General features: G+C 27.3%; 16 protein-coding genes and 1 riboswitch. Of the genes, 4 read left to right on the top strand and 12 right to left on the bottom strand.

What is annotated here, in order from left to right:
- Positions 1-13: 13 nt before the first annotated feature.
- The 4 genes from accB to QX51_RS16670 all read right to left on the bottom strand — a co-directional run bounded on the left by accB (position 14) and on the right by QX51_RS16670 (position 3189).
- The gene (accB, locus tag QX51_RS16655) at positions 14-451 is read right to left on the bottom strand and encodes an acetyl-CoA carboxylase biotin carboxyl carrier protein (protein ID WP_039681025.1); all 438 of its coding nucleotides are present in this window, start codon (positions 449-451) and stop codon (positions 14-16) included.
- Positions 452-476: 25 nt separating this feature from the next.
- Positions 477-1487, bottom strand: a complete 1011-nt coding sequence (locus QX51_RS16660; protein ID WP_039681026.1) for a 5-oxoprolinase subunit C family protein — start codon at positions 1485-1487, stop codon at positions 477-479.
- Positions 1488-1489: 2 nt separating this feature from the next.
- Positions 1490-2209 (bottom strand): 5-oxoprolinase subunit PxpB, encoded by a 720-nt coding sequence (gene pxpB, locus QX51_RS16665; RefSeq protein WP_039681027.1) that lies wholly within the window; start codon positions 2207-2209, stop codon positions 1490-1492.
- Positions 2210-2844: 635 nt separating this feature from the next.
- Positions 2845-3189, bottom strand: a complete 345-nt coding sequence (locus QX51_RS16670) for a response regulator transcription factor (RefSeq protein ID WP_052233129.1) — start codon at positions 3187-3189, stop codon at positions 2845-2847.
- A 53-nt stretch (positions 3190-3242) separates the two neighbouring features.
- Between QX51_RS16670 and QX51_RS21850 the strand changes: the two genes are divergently transcribed.
- Positions 3243-3452 (top strand): hypothetical protein, encoded by a 210-nt coding sequence (locus QX51_RS21850; protein WP_408645580.1) that lies wholly within the window; start codon positions 3243-3245, stop codon positions 3450-3452.
- Between the two features lie 560 nt (positions 3453-4012).
- Positions 4013-5143, top strand: coding sequence for an AI-2E family transporter (locus tag QX51_RS16675; protein ID WP_039681028.1), 1131 nt, complete (start codon positions 4013-4015; stop codon positions 5141-5143).
- Between the two features lie 53 nt (positions 5144-5196).
- Here QX51_RS16675 and thiC read toward each other — a convergent pair whose 3' ends face one another.
- The 5 genes from thiC to QX51_RS16700 all read right to left on the bottom strand — a co-directional run bounded on the left by thiC (position 5197) and on the right by QX51_RS16700 (position 10506).
- Positions 5197-6501, bottom strand: a complete 1305-nt coding sequence (thiC, locus tag QX51_RS16680; protein WP_039681029.1) for a phosphomethylpyrimidine synthase ThiC — start codon at positions 6499-6501, stop codon at positions 5197-5199.
- Between the two features lie 187 nt (positions 6502-6688).
- A riboswitch (TPP riboswitch) is annotated at positions 6689-6789 on the bottom strand.
- 179 nt (positions 6790-6968) lie between these two features.
- The gene (gene sstT, locus QX51_RS16685) at positions 6969-8195 is read right to left on the bottom strand and encodes a serine/threonine transporter SstT (protein ID WP_039681030.1); all 1227 of its coding nucleotides are present in this window, start codon (positions 8193-8195) and stop codon (positions 6969-6971) included.
- Positions 8196-8458: 263 nt separating this feature from the next.
- On the bottom strand, positions 8459-9247 hold the full coding sequence (locus tag QX51_RS16690; protein ID WP_052233130.1) for a glycerophosphodiester phosphodiesterase: 789 nt from the start codon (positions 9245-9247) through the stop codon (positions 8459-8461).
- A gap of 95 nt (positions 9248-9342) precedes the next feature.
- Positions 9343-9624: a hypothetical protein gene (locus QX51_RS16695; RefSeq protein WP_039681031.1), complete on the bottom strand. Its 282-nt coding sequence runs from the start codon at positions 9622-9624 to the stop codon at positions 9343-9345.
- 63 nt (positions 9625-9687) lie between these two features.
- Positions 9688-10506, bottom strand: coding sequence for an SPL family radical SAM protein (locus tag QX51_RS16700; protein WP_330376101.1), 819 nt, complete (start codon positions 10504-10506; stop codon positions 9688-9690).
- A 287-nt stretch (positions 10507-10793) separates the two neighbouring features.
- Between QX51_RS16700 and QX51_RS16705 the strand changes: the two genes are divergently transcribed.
- A complete protein-coding gene (locus QX51_RS16705; RefSeq protein ID WP_039681032.1) occupies positions 10794-11264 on the top strand; it encodes a hypothetical protein in 471 nt (156 codons plus the stop codon).
- A gap of 53 nt (positions 11265-11317) precedes the next feature.
- On the opposite strand, the gene QX51_RS16710 is transcribed toward QX51_RS16705, so the two are convergent.
- Positions 11318-13654, bottom strand: a complete 2337-nt coding sequence (locus QX51_RS16710) for an ATP-dependent DNA helicase (protein WP_039681033.1) — start codon at positions 13652-13654, stop codon at positions 11318-11320.
- A gap of 196 nt (positions 13655-13850) precedes the next feature.
- Between QX51_RS16710 and QX51_RS16715 the strand changes: the two genes are divergently transcribed.
- On the top strand, positions 13851-14309 hold the full coding sequence (locus QX51_RS16715; RefSeq protein ID WP_039681034.1) for a hypothetical protein: 459 nt from the start codon (positions 13851-13853) through the stop codon (positions 14307-14309).
- 120 nt (positions 14310-14429) lie between these two features.
- Here the strand turns inward: QX51_RS16715 and QX51_RS16720 are convergent, their stop codons facing one another.
- Both QX51_RS16720 and QX51_RS16725 read right to left on the bottom strand, forming a co-directional pair.
- Positions 14430-16118, bottom strand: coding sequence for an ABC transporter ATP-binding protein (locus tag QX51_RS16720; RefSeq protein ID WP_039681035.1), 1689 nt, complete (start codon positions 16116-16118; stop codon positions 14430-14432).
- 498 nt (positions 16119-16616) lie between these two features.
- The gene (locus tag QX51_RS16725) at positions 16617-17885 is read right to left on the bottom strand and encodes an MFS transporter (RefSeq protein ID WP_039681036.1); all 1269 of its coding nucleotides are present in this window, start codon (positions 17883-17885) and stop codon (positions 16617-16619) included.
- Positions 17886-18017 lie beyond the last annotated feature (132 nt).

Genomic DNA, 18017 nt, shown 5'->3' on the forward strand with positions numbered 1-18017 from the left:
TATTCTCCCATAATTAAAGTACTTTTATTTTTACTAAATCCTGTCCATATTCAACAGTGTCATTATTATTAATTAAAATCTCCTCAACTATTCCATCATAGTTACATTTCACTTCATTCATAACTTTCATAACTTCAATGATTCCTATTACCTGATCTTTAGATACTTTATCCCCTACATTAATATAAACATCTTCTTCAGGTGATGGTGAAGTGTAAAAAGTTCCTATAAGCGGAGATTTAATGTACTCAAAATTATCTGGCTCTATTTTGTCAACTTTGTCTTTTATTTTTAAATCCCCATTATCATTTTGCGATGATTGCTGTATACATGTAACGTCTTCAGTTTTCTTTTCTATTTTTATTTTTGTATCTCCCTCTTTAAATGAAAACTTTGTAAGCTTAGATTTATCTATTGCATCAATTAATTCTAATATTTCTTTAAAATCCATAATAATGCCCCCTTATGCACATTTACTATTTAGTATTTAACAATTTCTCAATTTTCTTAGATGTATTTCTTGGATTTAATACTTCTATACATGGTCTGTTAATTTCTTTTTTAAGTTCTTTCATTTTCTCTATTTCATCTCTATAAATCTTCTGTGCTTTTTCTATAGATATTTCTTCAAATCTTATTTTGTCTCCAGTTTTACTTTGAGCTAACTTTTCTATATCTACAGAAATAACAGTTGCAATTTTTGTATATCCACCTGTTGTCTGTCTATCACTCAACATAATAATTGGCTTTCCATGGGAAGGTACTTGTATTGAGCCTAGAACTATTCCATCAGATATTATATCTGCCGAGCTCTTATGCTCTATTTCTGGACCATCTAGCCGACATCCCATCCTGTCAAATTCCTTTGTCACTTCATATTTTTCATTTAAAAATGTAATAATTCCTTTATTCGTAAAAGCATCATCTTGAGGCCCTAATATTACCCTCAAAACAATTTCTTGTTCTTCCCTCAACTTAAAATCTAATCTTCTAGATAAGTAATTTGTTAAATAAGTCTTTGGTGAAGAAAATTTAATAAAATCTCCTTCTTTTAAAGCTCTTCCTTTATATCCACCTAAAGAGCACTTCACATTCGTTGATTTACTACCCATTACTTTTTCAATCTCTAGTCCTCCGCAAAAAGCTATATATGCTCTAGCTCCTGTTTTTGCATTTTCAAAAGACAAAACGTCATCTTTATTAACAAATATAGCTTTGTACATTGATACTTCTTTTCCATTTAACTTTGGATTTAAATCTCCACCAGTTATAGCTATGAAATTTTCTTCAGTAAATTTTATTTTTGGTCCAATTAAAGTTATTTCAAGTCCAGCCTCATCTTCTTTATTGCCTACTAAAAGGTTTCCAATTGCTAAAGACCTTTTGTCCATAGCTCCGCATACAGAAAACCCCAAGTCCTGATATCCTATTCTTCCAAAATCTTGTACAGAAGTATATAGGCCAGATTGTTGTATTTTAATTCCCAACTCTATGCACTCCCTTCAACCACATTACATTTATATATTCCCTTGTCTACCAAGTCTTTTATTTTGTAATATTCTTTTTTATCTATTGGCCTAAATTTTATATAATCTCCTGCCTCATATAAAATCGGATTATTTCTATTTAAATCATATGGTTTTAGAGGTGTTCTACCTATAATCCTCCATCCTCCTGGGGATGCTAAAGGATAAATCCCTGTCTGTTTTCCACCAATTCCAACAGCTCCTGCTTCTAATTTTAATCTCGGATTATTTAATCTTGGTGTAACTAAACTTTCATCCATCCCTCCTAAGTATGCAAACCCTGGTAAAAATCCCAGCATATATATTAAGTATTCTTTTGCACTGTGTAACTTAATAATTTCGTCTTTTGATAATTTTGTATACTCACTTACAAAATCTAAATCTTCTCCAAATTCTTCATCATAACAAACTGGAATTTCTATAATCTTTCTTATTCCATTGTCTTCTACATCTATTGTTTTAAGTAGATTAGTTATTATATCTTTTACCTCACTAAAAAATAATTTTGCCGGGTCATAATAAATCAATAGCGCCTTAAATGATGGCACTGTTTCTACTATTCCATCTATATTTAATGATTTAATTTTTTTATTAAAAACTTTGATTTTATTATTAATTTCATAATTAATCTCTTCGCCAAATTCTAAAGATAAGGCTGAGTCTCCAACTGGTAAACATTTCATTATCCCACCTCCATTATGATTCATAATCAATGTCACATATCAAAACATACCTATATTTACCATATTCACCTTAGTATGAATTGTATCTCACAGCCTCTTTTTTTGCAACACTTTTTTTAAAACTTGCATAATATTCTTTAATCATCAATAGTATTTTTTCTTATCATATATGCAAACCTTAGTTTTTTAAGTATTTAAGATGTTTCATTTTATAATATTTTCATTTTATTTCCCGTATACTTTTGCATACACAGATTGTTTTCATTCATATATGTTACATTTCGAACATTTAATTTCATTTGTTTGAAAATTCCGTAATCTAATCATTTTGAATGATAATTCTATTTTTCTTCAAAATAAAACCATAGAATATCCAACCAATGGATTATTCTATGGTTTAATATACATTTATACCACTTCTTTTTTACGTGAATCAAGTTTGTAAACCACCTCTACATCTTCCTTTATATATATTTTTACGCAAAAATAATCAAACTTTATAACACACTAAATAAATCTAGTGTGCTATAAAATTTGGTCCTGCCTACACTATCAATAACATGTCAAATCAATTTATTATCCAGCTGTAACTATACAATATTGTTTTCTCTTTACAATATTAAGACGAAATTTTTTTATTTTTCTAATCTATAACCTACTTTAAATATAGTTTTTATTGAATTTTTCAAATCTAACTTTTCTCTAATTCGTTGAACATATCTATCTACAGTTCTAGTTTCTCCACCATACTCAAATCCCCATACTCTATCTAAAATCGGTTCTCTAAATAGAGCCATATTTTTATTTTGTAAAAATAATATTAATAAATCATATTCCTTTGAAGTTAAGTATACCTCTTTATCATTTACTTTAGCTTCTAATCCATATTCCACTGTAAACACTTCGTATAATACCAAAGATAAATTTATAGATATTAAATCTCTAATTACCGATTCATCTTCAACAACTAATATTCTCATTAGCTGACCTCCTTATTTGAATTACGTCTATAATTAGTTATAAATTTTCCATTATAATCAATGATAATAATAAATTTATTGTTATAACCATTTTTATTAATAAAAGTGCAAACTCTATAATTTGTTTTAACACCACAGTTACCACTCAAGTCATTTTTATACCAACTTATATTTCATTTATAGTCATCATTATTAATTCCACCTCTGTAGATATTGATATAAACTTGAGAGTTCTTACTATCCATATCCATATCAATATCTAATAATTTTTTTTAAATATAAGTATCAATTTTTATAGCCTCATTTCTATTAATCAAATTTATTTATTTTTTCTTCTACTTTTTTAGCATCATAAGTGTATTCTTTACCTTCTTCATTTGTTCATATATAGTTTATAACTTTTTCATGTTCTTTTTTCTTTATCTTTACTTTGTCTATACTTTCTTTTCATGCCCAGCCTCCACTGTTATTAATTTTCTTATACACTTATATTAATCGCGAGAGGTTTTGCTTTTTTATTTATGTTGTTTCAAAGTTGTAAAATTTGTAGTCTTTATACAAAAATATCTTTTATTGTAATAAAGTTCATAAAATAAATAATAAGCTTGATTATAAACATAAATTATTATATTATATTACTTAACAATATAAATTCCCGAAGGGGAGTAGCTTTCACATGTGTGATAATCAACCGTCATTACGGATAATATCCCGGTTGATTAGCAAGGTAAAACTTGTTAGCAAGACCTTCAGAAAAATATTCATTCCATACTCATGAATGTTTTTCTGAAGGTCTTTTTAATTATTTACGAAGGAGATTAATATGAAAAAATTTAAAGAAGAATTTATAAAGTCTGTAAGATATATAATACCTATATGCATTATATTTATAGGAATACTTGCACTCAAAAACTACAGCCATATAGCTAGTTTTTTTAGTAGTAATTTCACAGTACTTAACGATTTACTTGCACCATTTTTCATAGGTTTTATAATAGCATATATGCTTAATCAACCTATGAAAAAATTAGAGGAAAAGTTTAAGTTAAAAAGAGGAATTTCAATTTTAATTATTTATGGAGTAGCATTAATTATATTAGTATTTGCATGGTTATTTATTATTCCAGTTATAAAATCCAATATTGATGAACTAGTTCTTTCTATTCCAAATGGTATAGATCAAGCCCAGAATTTAATTAATAATATTTCATCACATTCTAAATTTGATATAAATAACCCTAATATCAAAAGTCAAATTAATGATTTTATTACCAAAGTTCTAGTTCCATTATCAACATTTACAGCGTCCACTGTAAGTAATTTTATTATCAATTTGATGAGTACCATAGTGTCTTACACTATAAATATTGTTCTTGGATTAGTTATATCAGTTTATCTACTTTTATCAAAAGAAAAATATATTAAAGTTGTAAGTTTATTTTTCAAAAAAATATTAAAACAACATTACTTTAAAGTTAAAGAGTTTATTAATATCTTAGATAATAATATTGGAATATATATAATGGCAAAAGCTATGGATTCTACTATTTACGGAATTATATGCACTATTGTTCTTGCATTAGTAGGTTCAAAATATGCTATATTTATAGGAATAATCGCAGGTATGACTAATATGATTCCTTTCTTCGGACCTATACTAGGTACTGTTATAGCTGTTGTTGCCAACTTATTCTTCTCTATCGATAAAGCTATCTTAGTTTTAGTAGTTATGATAGTTGTTCAACAATTAGAGAGCGCTATATTGGAGCCTCATTTTGTCGGAAAACAAGTTGGTGTCCCACCAATACTTACAATATTTGCTGTAACATTCGCCGGAAAATATACAGGATTTTTAGGTATACTATTAGCAGTACCAGTCACTGGAGTATTATTAGTTTATTTTAAAAGATATATTTATAATAAAAAAGAAGATAACTTATGTGATACTTTATAAAAGTAAAAAAACCTTAGAATATGTTTTATTAACTATTCTAAGGTCTTTTTTATTTAATCCATAATATCTACATCTTCACCTTTTAATATTTTATTAATATTTCTAACTGCACACATTTTCCCACACATTGTACATGTATCTTCATTCTCTGGTTTAGACTCTGCTCTATATCTTCTTGCTTTTTCACTATCTATAGCCAAATCAAACATCTTCTCCCAATCTAAATCCCTTCTTGCTTTACTCATTTCATTGTCCCAATCAGTAGCACCTTTAATACCCTTTGCTATATCAGCTGCATGAGCTGCTATTTTAGATGCAATTATTCCTTCTTTTACATCATCTACAGTAGGTAGTCTTAAATGTTCTGCAGGAGTTACATAGCATAAAAATGAAGCCCCATAAGTAGCTGCTATTGCGCCTCCTATAGCTGCCGTTATATGATCGTATCCTGGTGCCACATCAGTAACTAGTGGACCTAAAACATAAAAAGGTGCGCCTTTACAAACAGTTTCTTCTATTTCCATGTTAGCTTTTATTTGATTTAGTGGCATATGACCAGGACCTTCTATCATTACTTGTACATTTTTCTTCCAAGCACGAGTAGTTAATTCTCCAAGTGTAACCAGCTCTTCTATTTGAGATACATCTCCTGCATCTGCTATACTTCCTGGTCTACAAGCATCTCCTAAACTTATAGTTACATCGTACTTTGCACAAATATCTAGTATTTCATCATAATATTCATAGAAAGGATTTTCATTGCCTGTCAACTCCATCCATGCAAATATAATAGAACCGCCTCTAGATACTAGGTTAGTAAGCCTATTAGATTTTTTAAATCTTTCTACTGTATGTCTATTTACTCCACAATGAAGGGTCATAAAATCTACACCATCTTCTGCATGCATTCTAACAATATCTAGCCATTCTTTTGCAGTTATCTTTTTTAAAGGTTTGTTATAATAAACTACTGCATCATATATAGGAACTGTACCTATCATTGCTGGACACTCTTTTATTAACTTTCTTCTAAATGTTTGAGTATCTCCAAAAGAACTCAAATCCATTATCGCTTCAGCTCCTAGGTTAACTGCATTCATAACCTTTTCCATCTCAATATCTGTATCAAGACAATCTTTAGAAGTACCTAAATTCACATTAATTTTTGTTTTTAGTTTTTTTCCTATTCCATAAGGATTTAAAGAAGCATGATTTTTATTTGCTGGTATTACCACCTTCCCCTGTCCTACTAAATCAAGCAATTCTTTAACTTCCATATTTTCATACATTGCTACTCTTTTTATTTCTTCTGTTATTATTCCCTTTCTTGCTGCATCCATCTGTGTTGTGTAATTCATTTTATTCCCCTTTCATTTTAACCTTATAATATTTTATTTATTTGCAATAAAAAAATCTTCCTTACTTTGGCTATAGTTACTCAAAATAAGAAAGACTCTCTTAATATAAAAAGTCGTACAATAAATGTATGACCTTTAATCAAAATTAATAAATAATGTAATTAACAATAAAATGTTAACACAAAATATATACAATATTTCATCTCCCTACGTCGGCATTATCCAAACAGGTTCAACGGGTTTAGAATTAAAAATTCATTCTCAGCAATAGCTCCCCCAAATATTTTATTTTAACTTTATTTTAGCACTGTATTTTATCAAATTCAACATTATATATTTATTTTACAGCTATAACAAGTTATTTTATTTTAATCATAATACTTCTCCAAAAATAAAAACCATATTGAATTAACTATCAATATGGTTTTTTATATACTATTATTTTTATTAATTTAAGATTAAAATTATTAAGCAGCTTTTTGTTCAGCTTCTTTTCTTCTCTTTCCAAGTTCTGCAACTGCAGTGTAAAGAACGTCAGTTGAAGAGTTTAATGCAGTTTCAGCAGAGTCTTGTATAACCCCTACTATGAATCCAACACCAACTACTTGCATCGCTATTTCGTTTGGTATACCAAATAGTGAACAAGCAAGCGGTACTAGAAGTAATGATCCTCCAGCTACTCCTGATGCTCCACAAGCAGATACAGCCGATAATACTGATAATATTATTGCAGTTCCTATATCAACTTTTATTCCTAATGTATGAGCAGCAGCTAAAGCAAGAACAGATATTGTTATTGCAGCTCCACCCATGTTTATAGTTGCTCCTAAAGGTATAGATACTGAATAAGTATCCTCATCTAATCCTAAATCTTTACAAAGTTTCATGTTTACTGGTATATTTGCAGCAGAACTTCTTGTGAAGAATGCTGTAAGTCCAGATTCTCTTAGACATCTAAATACTAATGGATATGGATTTTTTCTTGTTGCCATAAATACTATTATTGGGTTAACAACTAAAGCAACAAATGCCATACACCCTAATAATACTCCTATTAATTTACCATAGCTTAATAATGATTCTATACCTGATGTTGCTATAGTATCAAATACTAACCCCATTATACCGAATGGTGCTAAGTTTATTACCCATCTTACAGCTTGAGATATTGCATCAGAAACATTTACTATAACTTCTTTAGTTGAGTTAGCAGCATTTTTAAGAGCTAAACCAAATACTACAGCCCAAGTTAATACTCCTATATAGTTAGCATTTGCTATTGCATGCACTGGGTTATCTACTACATTCATTAATAAAGTTTTTAATACTTCTCCAACTCCACTTGGTGGCGCCACACCTTCAGCTCCAGCAGTAAGAGTTAATGTTACTGGGAATAAGAAACTCCCCACAACAGCTACTATACCTGCTATTAATGTACCTACTAAGTATAGACCTACTATTGATTTTATGTTTGTTTTCTTTCCTTCTTTATGTTGGCATATAGCAGCCATAACTAAGAAGAAAACTAATATTGGAGCTACAGCTTTTAAAGCTCCTACGAATAATGATCCTAAAATTGCGATTGGTGCTAATTGCGTTGGCACTGTTAATGCAAACGTTATACCGATTACTAAACCGATAATGATTCTTTTTACTAAACTAATATTATTCCATTTGTTTACTAGATTTTTCATACTTTTTCCCCCATGTGTTTTTTCTTGAATTCATAATAACATTTTTCGACAACGTTTTCAAGGGAAAACCTTATTTTTTTTGAAAAAGTTTTCCTAATTTTATAATTATAGTAAGTTTTAAAATTTAATTACAGCTTATATTAGTTTCACAACATCCTTCAATCCTTTATAATTACTAGCTCATATAATATCTTTAACTTTTATATAAGTATTTTTTCTAAAACTCTATATAATTTATTTTTTATATATAATTTATGAAAACATTATCCCAAGAGTATATATTTTACCAAATTCACATCATCAGTTATTATATTTTCCACACCTAATTTTATAATTTTCCTAATATCTTCTTCATCATTTATAGTCCATATATGTATTTCTTTATTATTTTCATGTATTTTTTCCACTAATTCTTTTGAAAGTAGATTATATTTTATGGATATAAAATCACATTCTAACTTTTCAATATTATCTATGGGGTTGCTAATTATATATCCTGTTTTAATATCCTTATTATCTTTTTTAAACTTTTCTATTGTTAATTTATTAAATGAGGACACTACTACATCTTGTGACATAGAATATTCTTTTATTAATTTAGACACCTCTTTAGATAATTCATAACCCTTTTTATTATTCATTTTTAACTCTATATTAAACTTAATCTTTCCTTTAAAATTTTCAAATACTTCTTCTAAAGTAGGTATATTCTCATAGTCATACTTTTTATTTTTATAAGATCCATTATCAACTTTCTTAACTTCTTCAAGTGTCATATCTTCTATTGATTGATTTCTACCGTTTACCCTTTTTAAAGTATTATCATGGAACAGCACAACTTTATTATCCTTTGTAAGTCTTACATCTACTTCCACATAGTCCGCATTTTCCTCAATAGCTTTAGCTATGGATGTAAGTGTATTTTCTGGATAATATAAAGAGCTCCCTCTATGAGCAGTTATTAGTATATGATTATCTACAGCATAACCATTAATAATATTAAATGATAATATGATTATGATAGTAAACATAATAAATATAGTTTTTTTCATACTAAACCAACTTTCTATTTTTCTTTTATTTTACCTTTTAATTTCAACTTTTATCCAAAATATAAAAGGAATGGCTTAAACCATTCCTTTTTTCACTATAAATTTTCTTGCATATATGTAAATACAGTTTCAACATACTTTCCAAAATCTTCTTCATTATCCGGAAAAGAAAATTCTTCTATATACTCCATTGTTTTGTCTAAGACTAACTTGAAAATAACTTTTTTATCAGCTTCTTCTAGTTCAACTTGAACTCCTGTTTCTGGATTTATCAAAGAACTTAATAGATAATCTGTACACCCTCCAGCTAATTCTGTAATTTCCTCTATTTCAGCAAGTTCTTCTTCACTTATATTAAATTCATCCATTCCTGCCATTCTATGTCTTCCCTTCTAAATATGTATTTGTAATATATCATAAAAAAATATATATAACAATAATTAAAACCAACTTATTTGGCTTCTTTCATATTTACTTTTATAGTCATCTATTATATCCTCCATCTTATATAAGATATTATATTTTTCACACTCTTCTTTAAATACTGTCCATAAGTAATTTACATTTTGACACGGATTTTCATATACCTCTCCAAATGCATTCATATATGTTTCATCTAAATTTTGTTGTGGAAATATTTTTCTCAGTTGCTCAAAATAATACTCTCTTTGATTTTTTCTAAGTGTTACTCCTAAGCCATATGAAAAAACAAATTTAGCTCCACACTCATAAGCTTTTTTTATAATATTTTTTATATTTTCTTCATTGTCATTAATAAAAGGCAACAATGGCATAAGAAGTATTCCTGTGTATATATTATTATCACTTAATTTTTTAATAGCCTCAAACCTTTTGTTGGATGTACACACTTTTCTTTCAATCTTTTTACATAGCTCATCATCAAAAGTTGTAATAGTCATTTTAACTATAACAGGTGAATGGCTTTGTATTTTTTTCAGTATATCTATATCTCTGGTTATTAAATCACTCTTAGTTGCAATTCCTATACCAAATCTGTACTCATCTATTAATTTTAAAGCTTGTCTAGTCAGTTCATATTTTTCCTCAAAAGGATTATAAGGGTCACTCATTGCCCCCGTTCCAACTACTCCCTTTCTTCTTTTAGATTGAAGTTCTTTTCTTATTATTTCTATTGAGTTTTCCTTTATTCTCACTCTATCAAAATCAATAATTTGATAACAGCTACTTCTAGAGTCACAATAAATACATCCATGACAACAACCTTTATATATATTCATATTATATTAATTCCAAACCAATGAGGATTTTCATTATAAGAAGAAGATATAATTGTTTTTGTTGGTATAAATTCCATAAAACTTCAATCCTTTCTTAATTGTCTAGTATTTTATTTATAATATTCTAAACTATTTTTCATTATATTTATGGATTATATCATAAATATAATTTCCTAACATATATTTTATAAATTTATTAATGGAGGTTAATTTATGGATAGATATTTTTGTACTCAAAATCAAGTAATCATTATATAATAATTACTATAAGAATTTGGAGGTACGAAATGAGATTGAAAAATTTACTTCACTATAAAGATTTTCATTCAGATGATATCATATTTGATTCTTTAATAAAAAGTACTGATGATGAAATACTTAACTATGTAATTAATGTTACATCAGATTTATTAAATGGAGTTTTTTTAGCTGATGATTTTAAAATAAACTCAAAAGAAAATCTAATTAGTTATGAAGAAAGAGAACTCGGAGAATTAGCTACATATATAGGTATAACACCTTTTGTACAGTCTACTTTAGCAAAAGGAACTAATTGGCAAGAAAAAGCAACTTCTTATTTAGAGTATTTTATAGGATATATCATTGGAACAATAGATAAAGAAGAATTTTTAGGTAATTTAATAGAAATGAGAGAAGTATTAAATATGTCTAATAAATTTTATACTGGATTAGTTATTTACTTTGGTGAAAATAAAGAATTTATTATTAATGGTATATTAAATAAATTACAATTTTAATTATTATTTATAAGAAAAGCACTACTAAATCGTAGCGCTTTTCTTATATAACCTTATTCATTGTCCCAAAAATTTTCACATAAATGCTTAATATCATTAGGCTTTTTTATTCTTACATAAGGATTCCATTCCTGAGGAAAAAGACTTTTATATCTATAAGTTGAATATCTATTATCTAAAAGTAAAATCACACCTCTATCCTTAGATGTCCTAATACACCTTCCAACAGCTTGAAGTACTTTTATCATTCCTGGATAAACATAAGCATAATCGAAACCCTTGTTGTTCTCATTCAACTGTTCTTTTATTATATCTCTTTCTCTGTTTATTTGTGGCATGCCAACACCAACTACAATAATACCTATTAGTTTATCTTCAGTTAAATCTATCCCTTCTGAAAAATGACTTCCCAAAACACAAAATCCTACATTAGTTTCTTTGTTATCATTATTAAACAAAGCTAAGAATTCTTCTTTCTCTTCCTCACTCATATTATTTTCTTGAATAATTACATTAAGGTCTGCATATTTATCTCTAATTTTTTCATAAACCAATTCCATATATTTATATGATGGAAAAAACACCATATAGTTTCCATCTTTACATTCCACACAGGCTTTAATATACTCTACTATATCTTCCGCTGTATCTTTTCTTTTATCATATGTTGTTGAAATATTATCACCTATCATCAATAATCTATTTTTCACATCAAAAGGACTCTTTAAATTTATTATAAAATCCCCATCCTCGCTACCATAAATTTCTTTATAATAATTTAATGGTGTTAAGGTTGCCGAAAAAATTGTTGCAGATTTAGATCTATTTATTTTTTCTACAATTAAGTCCGAAGGGTTTGCACAAAATAATTTTATATTAATTCCCAATAATTCATCACTATATATGGTTTTGTAATTATTATCATAGAAATTTGAAATAGATATGAATTTATTAACCTCAAAATATAAATCTAGCAAATCTGAATTTTCTTCATTTGATCTTGATAAATATTCATCCATAAACTTCATTAAAGTATTAAACAGTTCTAGTAATGCTTTAGGCAATTCATTTTCAACCAGATATTTTTCTTTCATTACATCTAATACTTTTGACTTTTCTAAAAAATAACTTTCAATTTCTTTTATTAAATTTAATATCCTTTTGTCTTTTTTGCCTATTATTTTTTTCATTTTTATAAAAGTATCTTGATTTATTTCGGCAGAGTACATGTTCCTACTTCTATCTAGTAAATTATGTGCCTCATCTACAAGAAAGGTAAAATCTGTTTTTTTCACATCAAAGTATCTTTTTAAATAAACTCTAGGATCAAATATATAATTATAATCACAGATAACTATATCACTAAACATAGTTAAATCTAGACATAACTCAAACGGGCATAGTTTATAGACTTCACTTATTTCGTCAATATTTTTTCTGCTAAAATCATCATATTTATTTAAAATTTCCTTAAGTGCATTATTTATTTTATCAAAATAGCCCTCAGCATAAAGGCAGTAATCTGGATTACAGTTAATTTCAGACATCTTGCATATTTTTTCTTTTGCAGTTATTGTTATACTTCTTAAATTTAATTTTTGTTTTTTCATCAGTCTTATAGTGTCGTTTACTACTTCTCTTGTTATAGTTTTTGCTGTAAGATAAAATATCTTTGAAGTTTTTTCTTCTCCCATTGCTTTTATTGCAGGAAAAAGTGTTGATACTGTCTTACCTGTACCTGTTGGTGCCATAGCAAAACATTTTTTGCTGTCTACTATACTTTTATAAACTCTTACCGCAAATTCCCGTTGTCCCTGCCTATATTCTTCAAAAGGAAACTTTAAGTTTTTAATGGATTCATTTCTTATTTCCATCCATTTTTTCTCCATACTGGCCCATGACTTATATTCATTAATCAGTGCAAAGAAAAATTCTTCTAATTCACATATTTTGAATTTTTGTCTCAGTATCCTTGTAGATTTATTTTCTATATTATAATAAGTTACTTGTAAATCTATATTGTCCAAGCCATTATGAATACAATACATATATCCATAGCATTTTACCTGAGCCCAATGAAGAGGATTAGTATTCTCATCTATTAATAGTAAATCTTTTGTCGTAGTTTTTATTTCATCAATTATAGTTTTATTATTTTCAATTAAAAGTCCATCCATTCTGCCTTCAACTTCTATTTCAATTTCATCAAAAGAAAAAGTATGTTTTATAGATACTTCTGAGGTATATTCATCCCCATAAGATTTTTGTACTCTTTGATGTCCTCTAATTCCTTCAATGGCCTTTATATTTCCTACAAACCTATTGTCTATACTACCCTTTTTCATAATAAGCTCTACTAGGCTTCTCACCGATATTTTTATTTTTTTCATAATAACGTCCTTATTCATTTTTTATAAGTGTTTCTCTTATATCTTATTATATACAAATTTACTATAAATTTAAAACTATCACAAATTTATTAATAAATGTAAATTTGAGTAACATCTAAGAGTATTATGTCATATTATAGGATATAGGCATTAAATAAATATGTCTTAATTTTATTACAAGGGAGGACAGTGAATTATGAATAAAGATAAAAACTCAATCAATAAAGCTAACTCTTCAAGTATAAATACTTCTAACGCTTCTATTATAGTTCAATTTGCTGTTTATACTAGCGAAGAATATCTATCTACCTTGTTAAATACTCTTGAAGAAAATAACTTAAATATCGCTGCATATTATATATCAGCGGATAATAAAAAGCTAAAATTTGTGTTTATTGTTGGTGAAGATAATGTCCAGTCTTCAAGTGATGTAAATATTACAAGAAATATCTTAAAACAAAATAGATTTAAATTTGATGAGACAAAGGTAGTAAGATTATCAACATCCAATAATGTAGGTTTACTTGCATATCATTATAATGAATTAATTAAAACTTTAACAGTTTATAATTCTTATATTGGAGAAGATGGAAGTATTATATATGAAACTTGTTGTCCAACTAAAACATTGAAAGTAGTAAACGAATTAGCTTAATAATAAAAGTTTGCTTTGCTTAAGCGATTACGTCGGTGAATTACTTTATGTCACAAAGGTGGAAATTAAAAAAGTGATGAATTATTTTTTAATTCATCACTTTTTATTGTTTATAATTAATTATGCTGTTTCCAACTTATAAAAATCATAAAATTTTTCTTCTTTTTTTATTAAATCATCAAATCTACCTTTTTCAATTATTTTACCATCTTCCATAAAAATTATCTCATCATATAAACTTAATAATTCTTCGCTCATCTTATGTGTAATAGTTATTAATGTAAGATCATCCAAATTTAATAATTTATTTTCAATATCATATCCTGTTTGCATATCTATGGCAGATGTCCCTTCATCTAAAATAAGTATTGGTGTTTGTTGAATTAAAGCTCTTGCTATTGCTATTCTTTGTCTTTGTCCTCCAGATAAGTTATTACCATTCTCACCTACCAAATAATCTAATCCTTCTTCTAACTCATTAATAAATTTATCTGAACCACTTAGTTTTAATATTTTATTTATATTGTCATTGGAAAAATCCTTATATAAACAAATATTATCTTTTATATTTTTATCAAACATATATACATTTTGATGAATAATAGAAATCATCTTATTAATTTTTTCTATATCTACACTTCTAATTTCTTTGTTATCATACTTAATTTCTCCACTATAATCTGCATAGTATCCAAGAATTAATTTCGCTAAAGTTGACTTTCCACAGCCACTAGGTCCTACAAGGGCATACTTTTTATTTTTATTTATTGTTAAATCTATACCATCAAGAATATGTTTGTTATCTTCATATGCAAACTTCACATTACTTACCTCTATAGCATTTTCAAAGGATGGATTTTCAGTTCCTATAAAAGTACTATCTTTATAATTTGATATATCATCTAATCTTTTTATTACAGAAGTCATAGAAGTAATTTTTGGAACATAACTCATTATCATAATAACAGGTTGAATAAAACTTCCCGATAGTTGGACAATCGCAATTAATGTTCCCATAGTTATATTTCCTTTTAGTACTAAATAAGCTGATAAAAATACTGCAACAAATTGAGTTCCCATACCAAGTAATTGTGATAAAGTCTCGTTTATTACTAATAATTTATCTGCTTCAAATTTAGTCTTTGCTAAATCTATATTTTCTTCTTCAAATTCTTTAAAAGCATCTTTTTTCAAATTATAGGATTTTATAATATCGTATCCACTAAGCATATCCTTGATTACAGTAGTAAATGATGTTAATTTATTTGAAAGATTCATCTGCTTGCTTTCTAGTTTTTTTCCAAAAATACTTGGTACTATAAAAATCAGTAACATACTTAAAAACAAGCAACCAGTTACCAATGGACTTAAATATAATAATATTCCTATTGTTGCTAAAAATGCCACTGAAAATTGTAAAACTAGCAACAAAGAAGTAATATAATTTTCTTCTACTAGTTTAATATCGTTAGTTAGTGCTGATATGTAATCTGCCGTATTTTTAGAATTAAAATCTTTGTAGTTATGATTTATTATTCCAAAAAATATTTTACTTCTAAGTTCTTTTGTTACATTTCTAATAAACATTTTGCTAAGTATATCATAAATAAAATACAATAATCCCATAAATGCACAATAAATAAGAGTAAAAAGCAATATTTTTTTAAACCCTTCCATATCTCCATTCATAACTTTGTCTATAGTAGATTGTAATAATAATGATACACCTACCATAGTTATTGACGATATAACGCTAAATATTATTGTAACAATCAATAATAACTTATTCTTTTTAATACAATCCTTCATATCTCTTCTCCCTCCGTCATTATAATAATTAATCTAACTTTTTCTTAATTTTATGATTATTAATATGCATATGCAATATAACTAATAAAAAAATAATTACAACTATATCTAAATCTATAATTGTAATTATTTCTTTATACATTTGTTCCCCCCAGTCGCAATAAATTACTATTATTCAACATTACTTCCTCTCTAAATTATATACAAATGTAGGTCAAAATGTATTACGAAATTTATTACATATGATTTTCAATATAATTAAATACTTAATTAGGTAAAATAAACTAACTATTTTTATATAAAAAAGCAGTTTTGACAACTAGACTTACGTTCTCAAAACTACACTTTGTGTATTCATTTTATCATATTTTAAAATTTCATTGTAAGTAAAACTTTCATTGTATCAACTTTAGAATTTATTAAAATCTGATATTATATTTATTTAAAACTCTATAAAAATAACGCCCTACAAAGGACGTTATTATATATATTAAGTTCTTATTTTCTAGCGAACATTTTTTTTGATTTTATTTGTGCTATTAAGTTTAATGCATATCCTACTACACCTATAACTATGAATGCTATACAAGTAGTTTGTAGTCCTAATTTGCCAGATAATACAGCGAAAAGTAATGCTGATATCGAACTACCTAAAGCGTAAAACATACCTACCTTAGCCATTTTTATAGTACCATCTTTAGTTCCAAATACATCTGAAGGCATAAATGCTGGCCCCGATGTTATTGTATATATTGTTAAACCTGCAAGTACTGGAACTAAAAATCCTATAGCACTTCCTTCTGGCATAAATGCCATTATTGCTAATGATGCTATTGTAGCTACTCCTGATAAAACCATAGGCATAAATGAACCTAATTTATCAAATAATTTACCACCTGCAACATTACCTACTAAGCAAGATACACCGAATACTGAACCTGCTATACCTAATTGAATTGTTGTAAATCCTTTAGTTACTAATACTGGTATTGCTTGTGTTGATACACCAACAACTGCGAAACATAATAATAATGACCCCAAGCAGAACATCCAAAATATCCCATTTTTATTATTTTCTTTATCAGATAAACCTTCGAAAGCTTGTCTAGTCGCTTTAACTTCACCTTTTTTAGATCCTTCTTCTACTACTAACTCTTCTTGCTTAGGGAATCTAACAAACGCTAATGCTAGAGGAACGCCTATAACTATCATAGCTATGCCTAAGTATATATAAGTTTGTCTCCAACCTACATTATCTAATAAGTTAACTACTATTGGTTGTAAGAATACGTTACCTAATGATCCTCCAGCTAAAGCTATACCTAACGCTGTACCTCTACCTTCACCTGGGAACCAACGAGCCATCATTACTGGTAATGATAAACCTGTAAATAGTATTGTACCCACTTGAGTAAAGAATGCACTTACATTGAACATTAATGAATTTTGAGCTAATCCATAAGATGCAAATGATAAACCTGCTATAACTAAACCTACAATGTAGATATATTTTATTTTAAATTTGTCATATATACCTGTTATCATTGGATTGAATAATACTGGTATTGTTCCTGATAGGTATAATAGTGTAAATCCTACTTCAGATACAACTCCTGATTGAGATACTGGAGTTTGCATTTGAGACTGTAAGTTCATCGCTATACAGTATGGTATTGCTTGTATTAACATACATATAAAAACTATAAAATTCCTTTTCTTTTTGCTTGCTTTTGATAATTGTTGTAAATCAACTGATCTTTGTTCCATTTTATAATTCCTCCTATTTAATTTTCTTTATCCAATTAGTATAAATAAGTCGGTTATTTAATTTTCCAACCTCTATTACTATAAATCTAATTCAATCTTATTTCATTAGACAATATTTATAATTTGTATGAA

Source organism: Terrisporobacter othiniensis (assembly GCF_000808015.1).
GTDB lineage: Bacteria > Bacillota > Clostridia > Peptostreptococcales > Peptostreptococcaceae > Terrisporobacter > Terrisporobacter muris.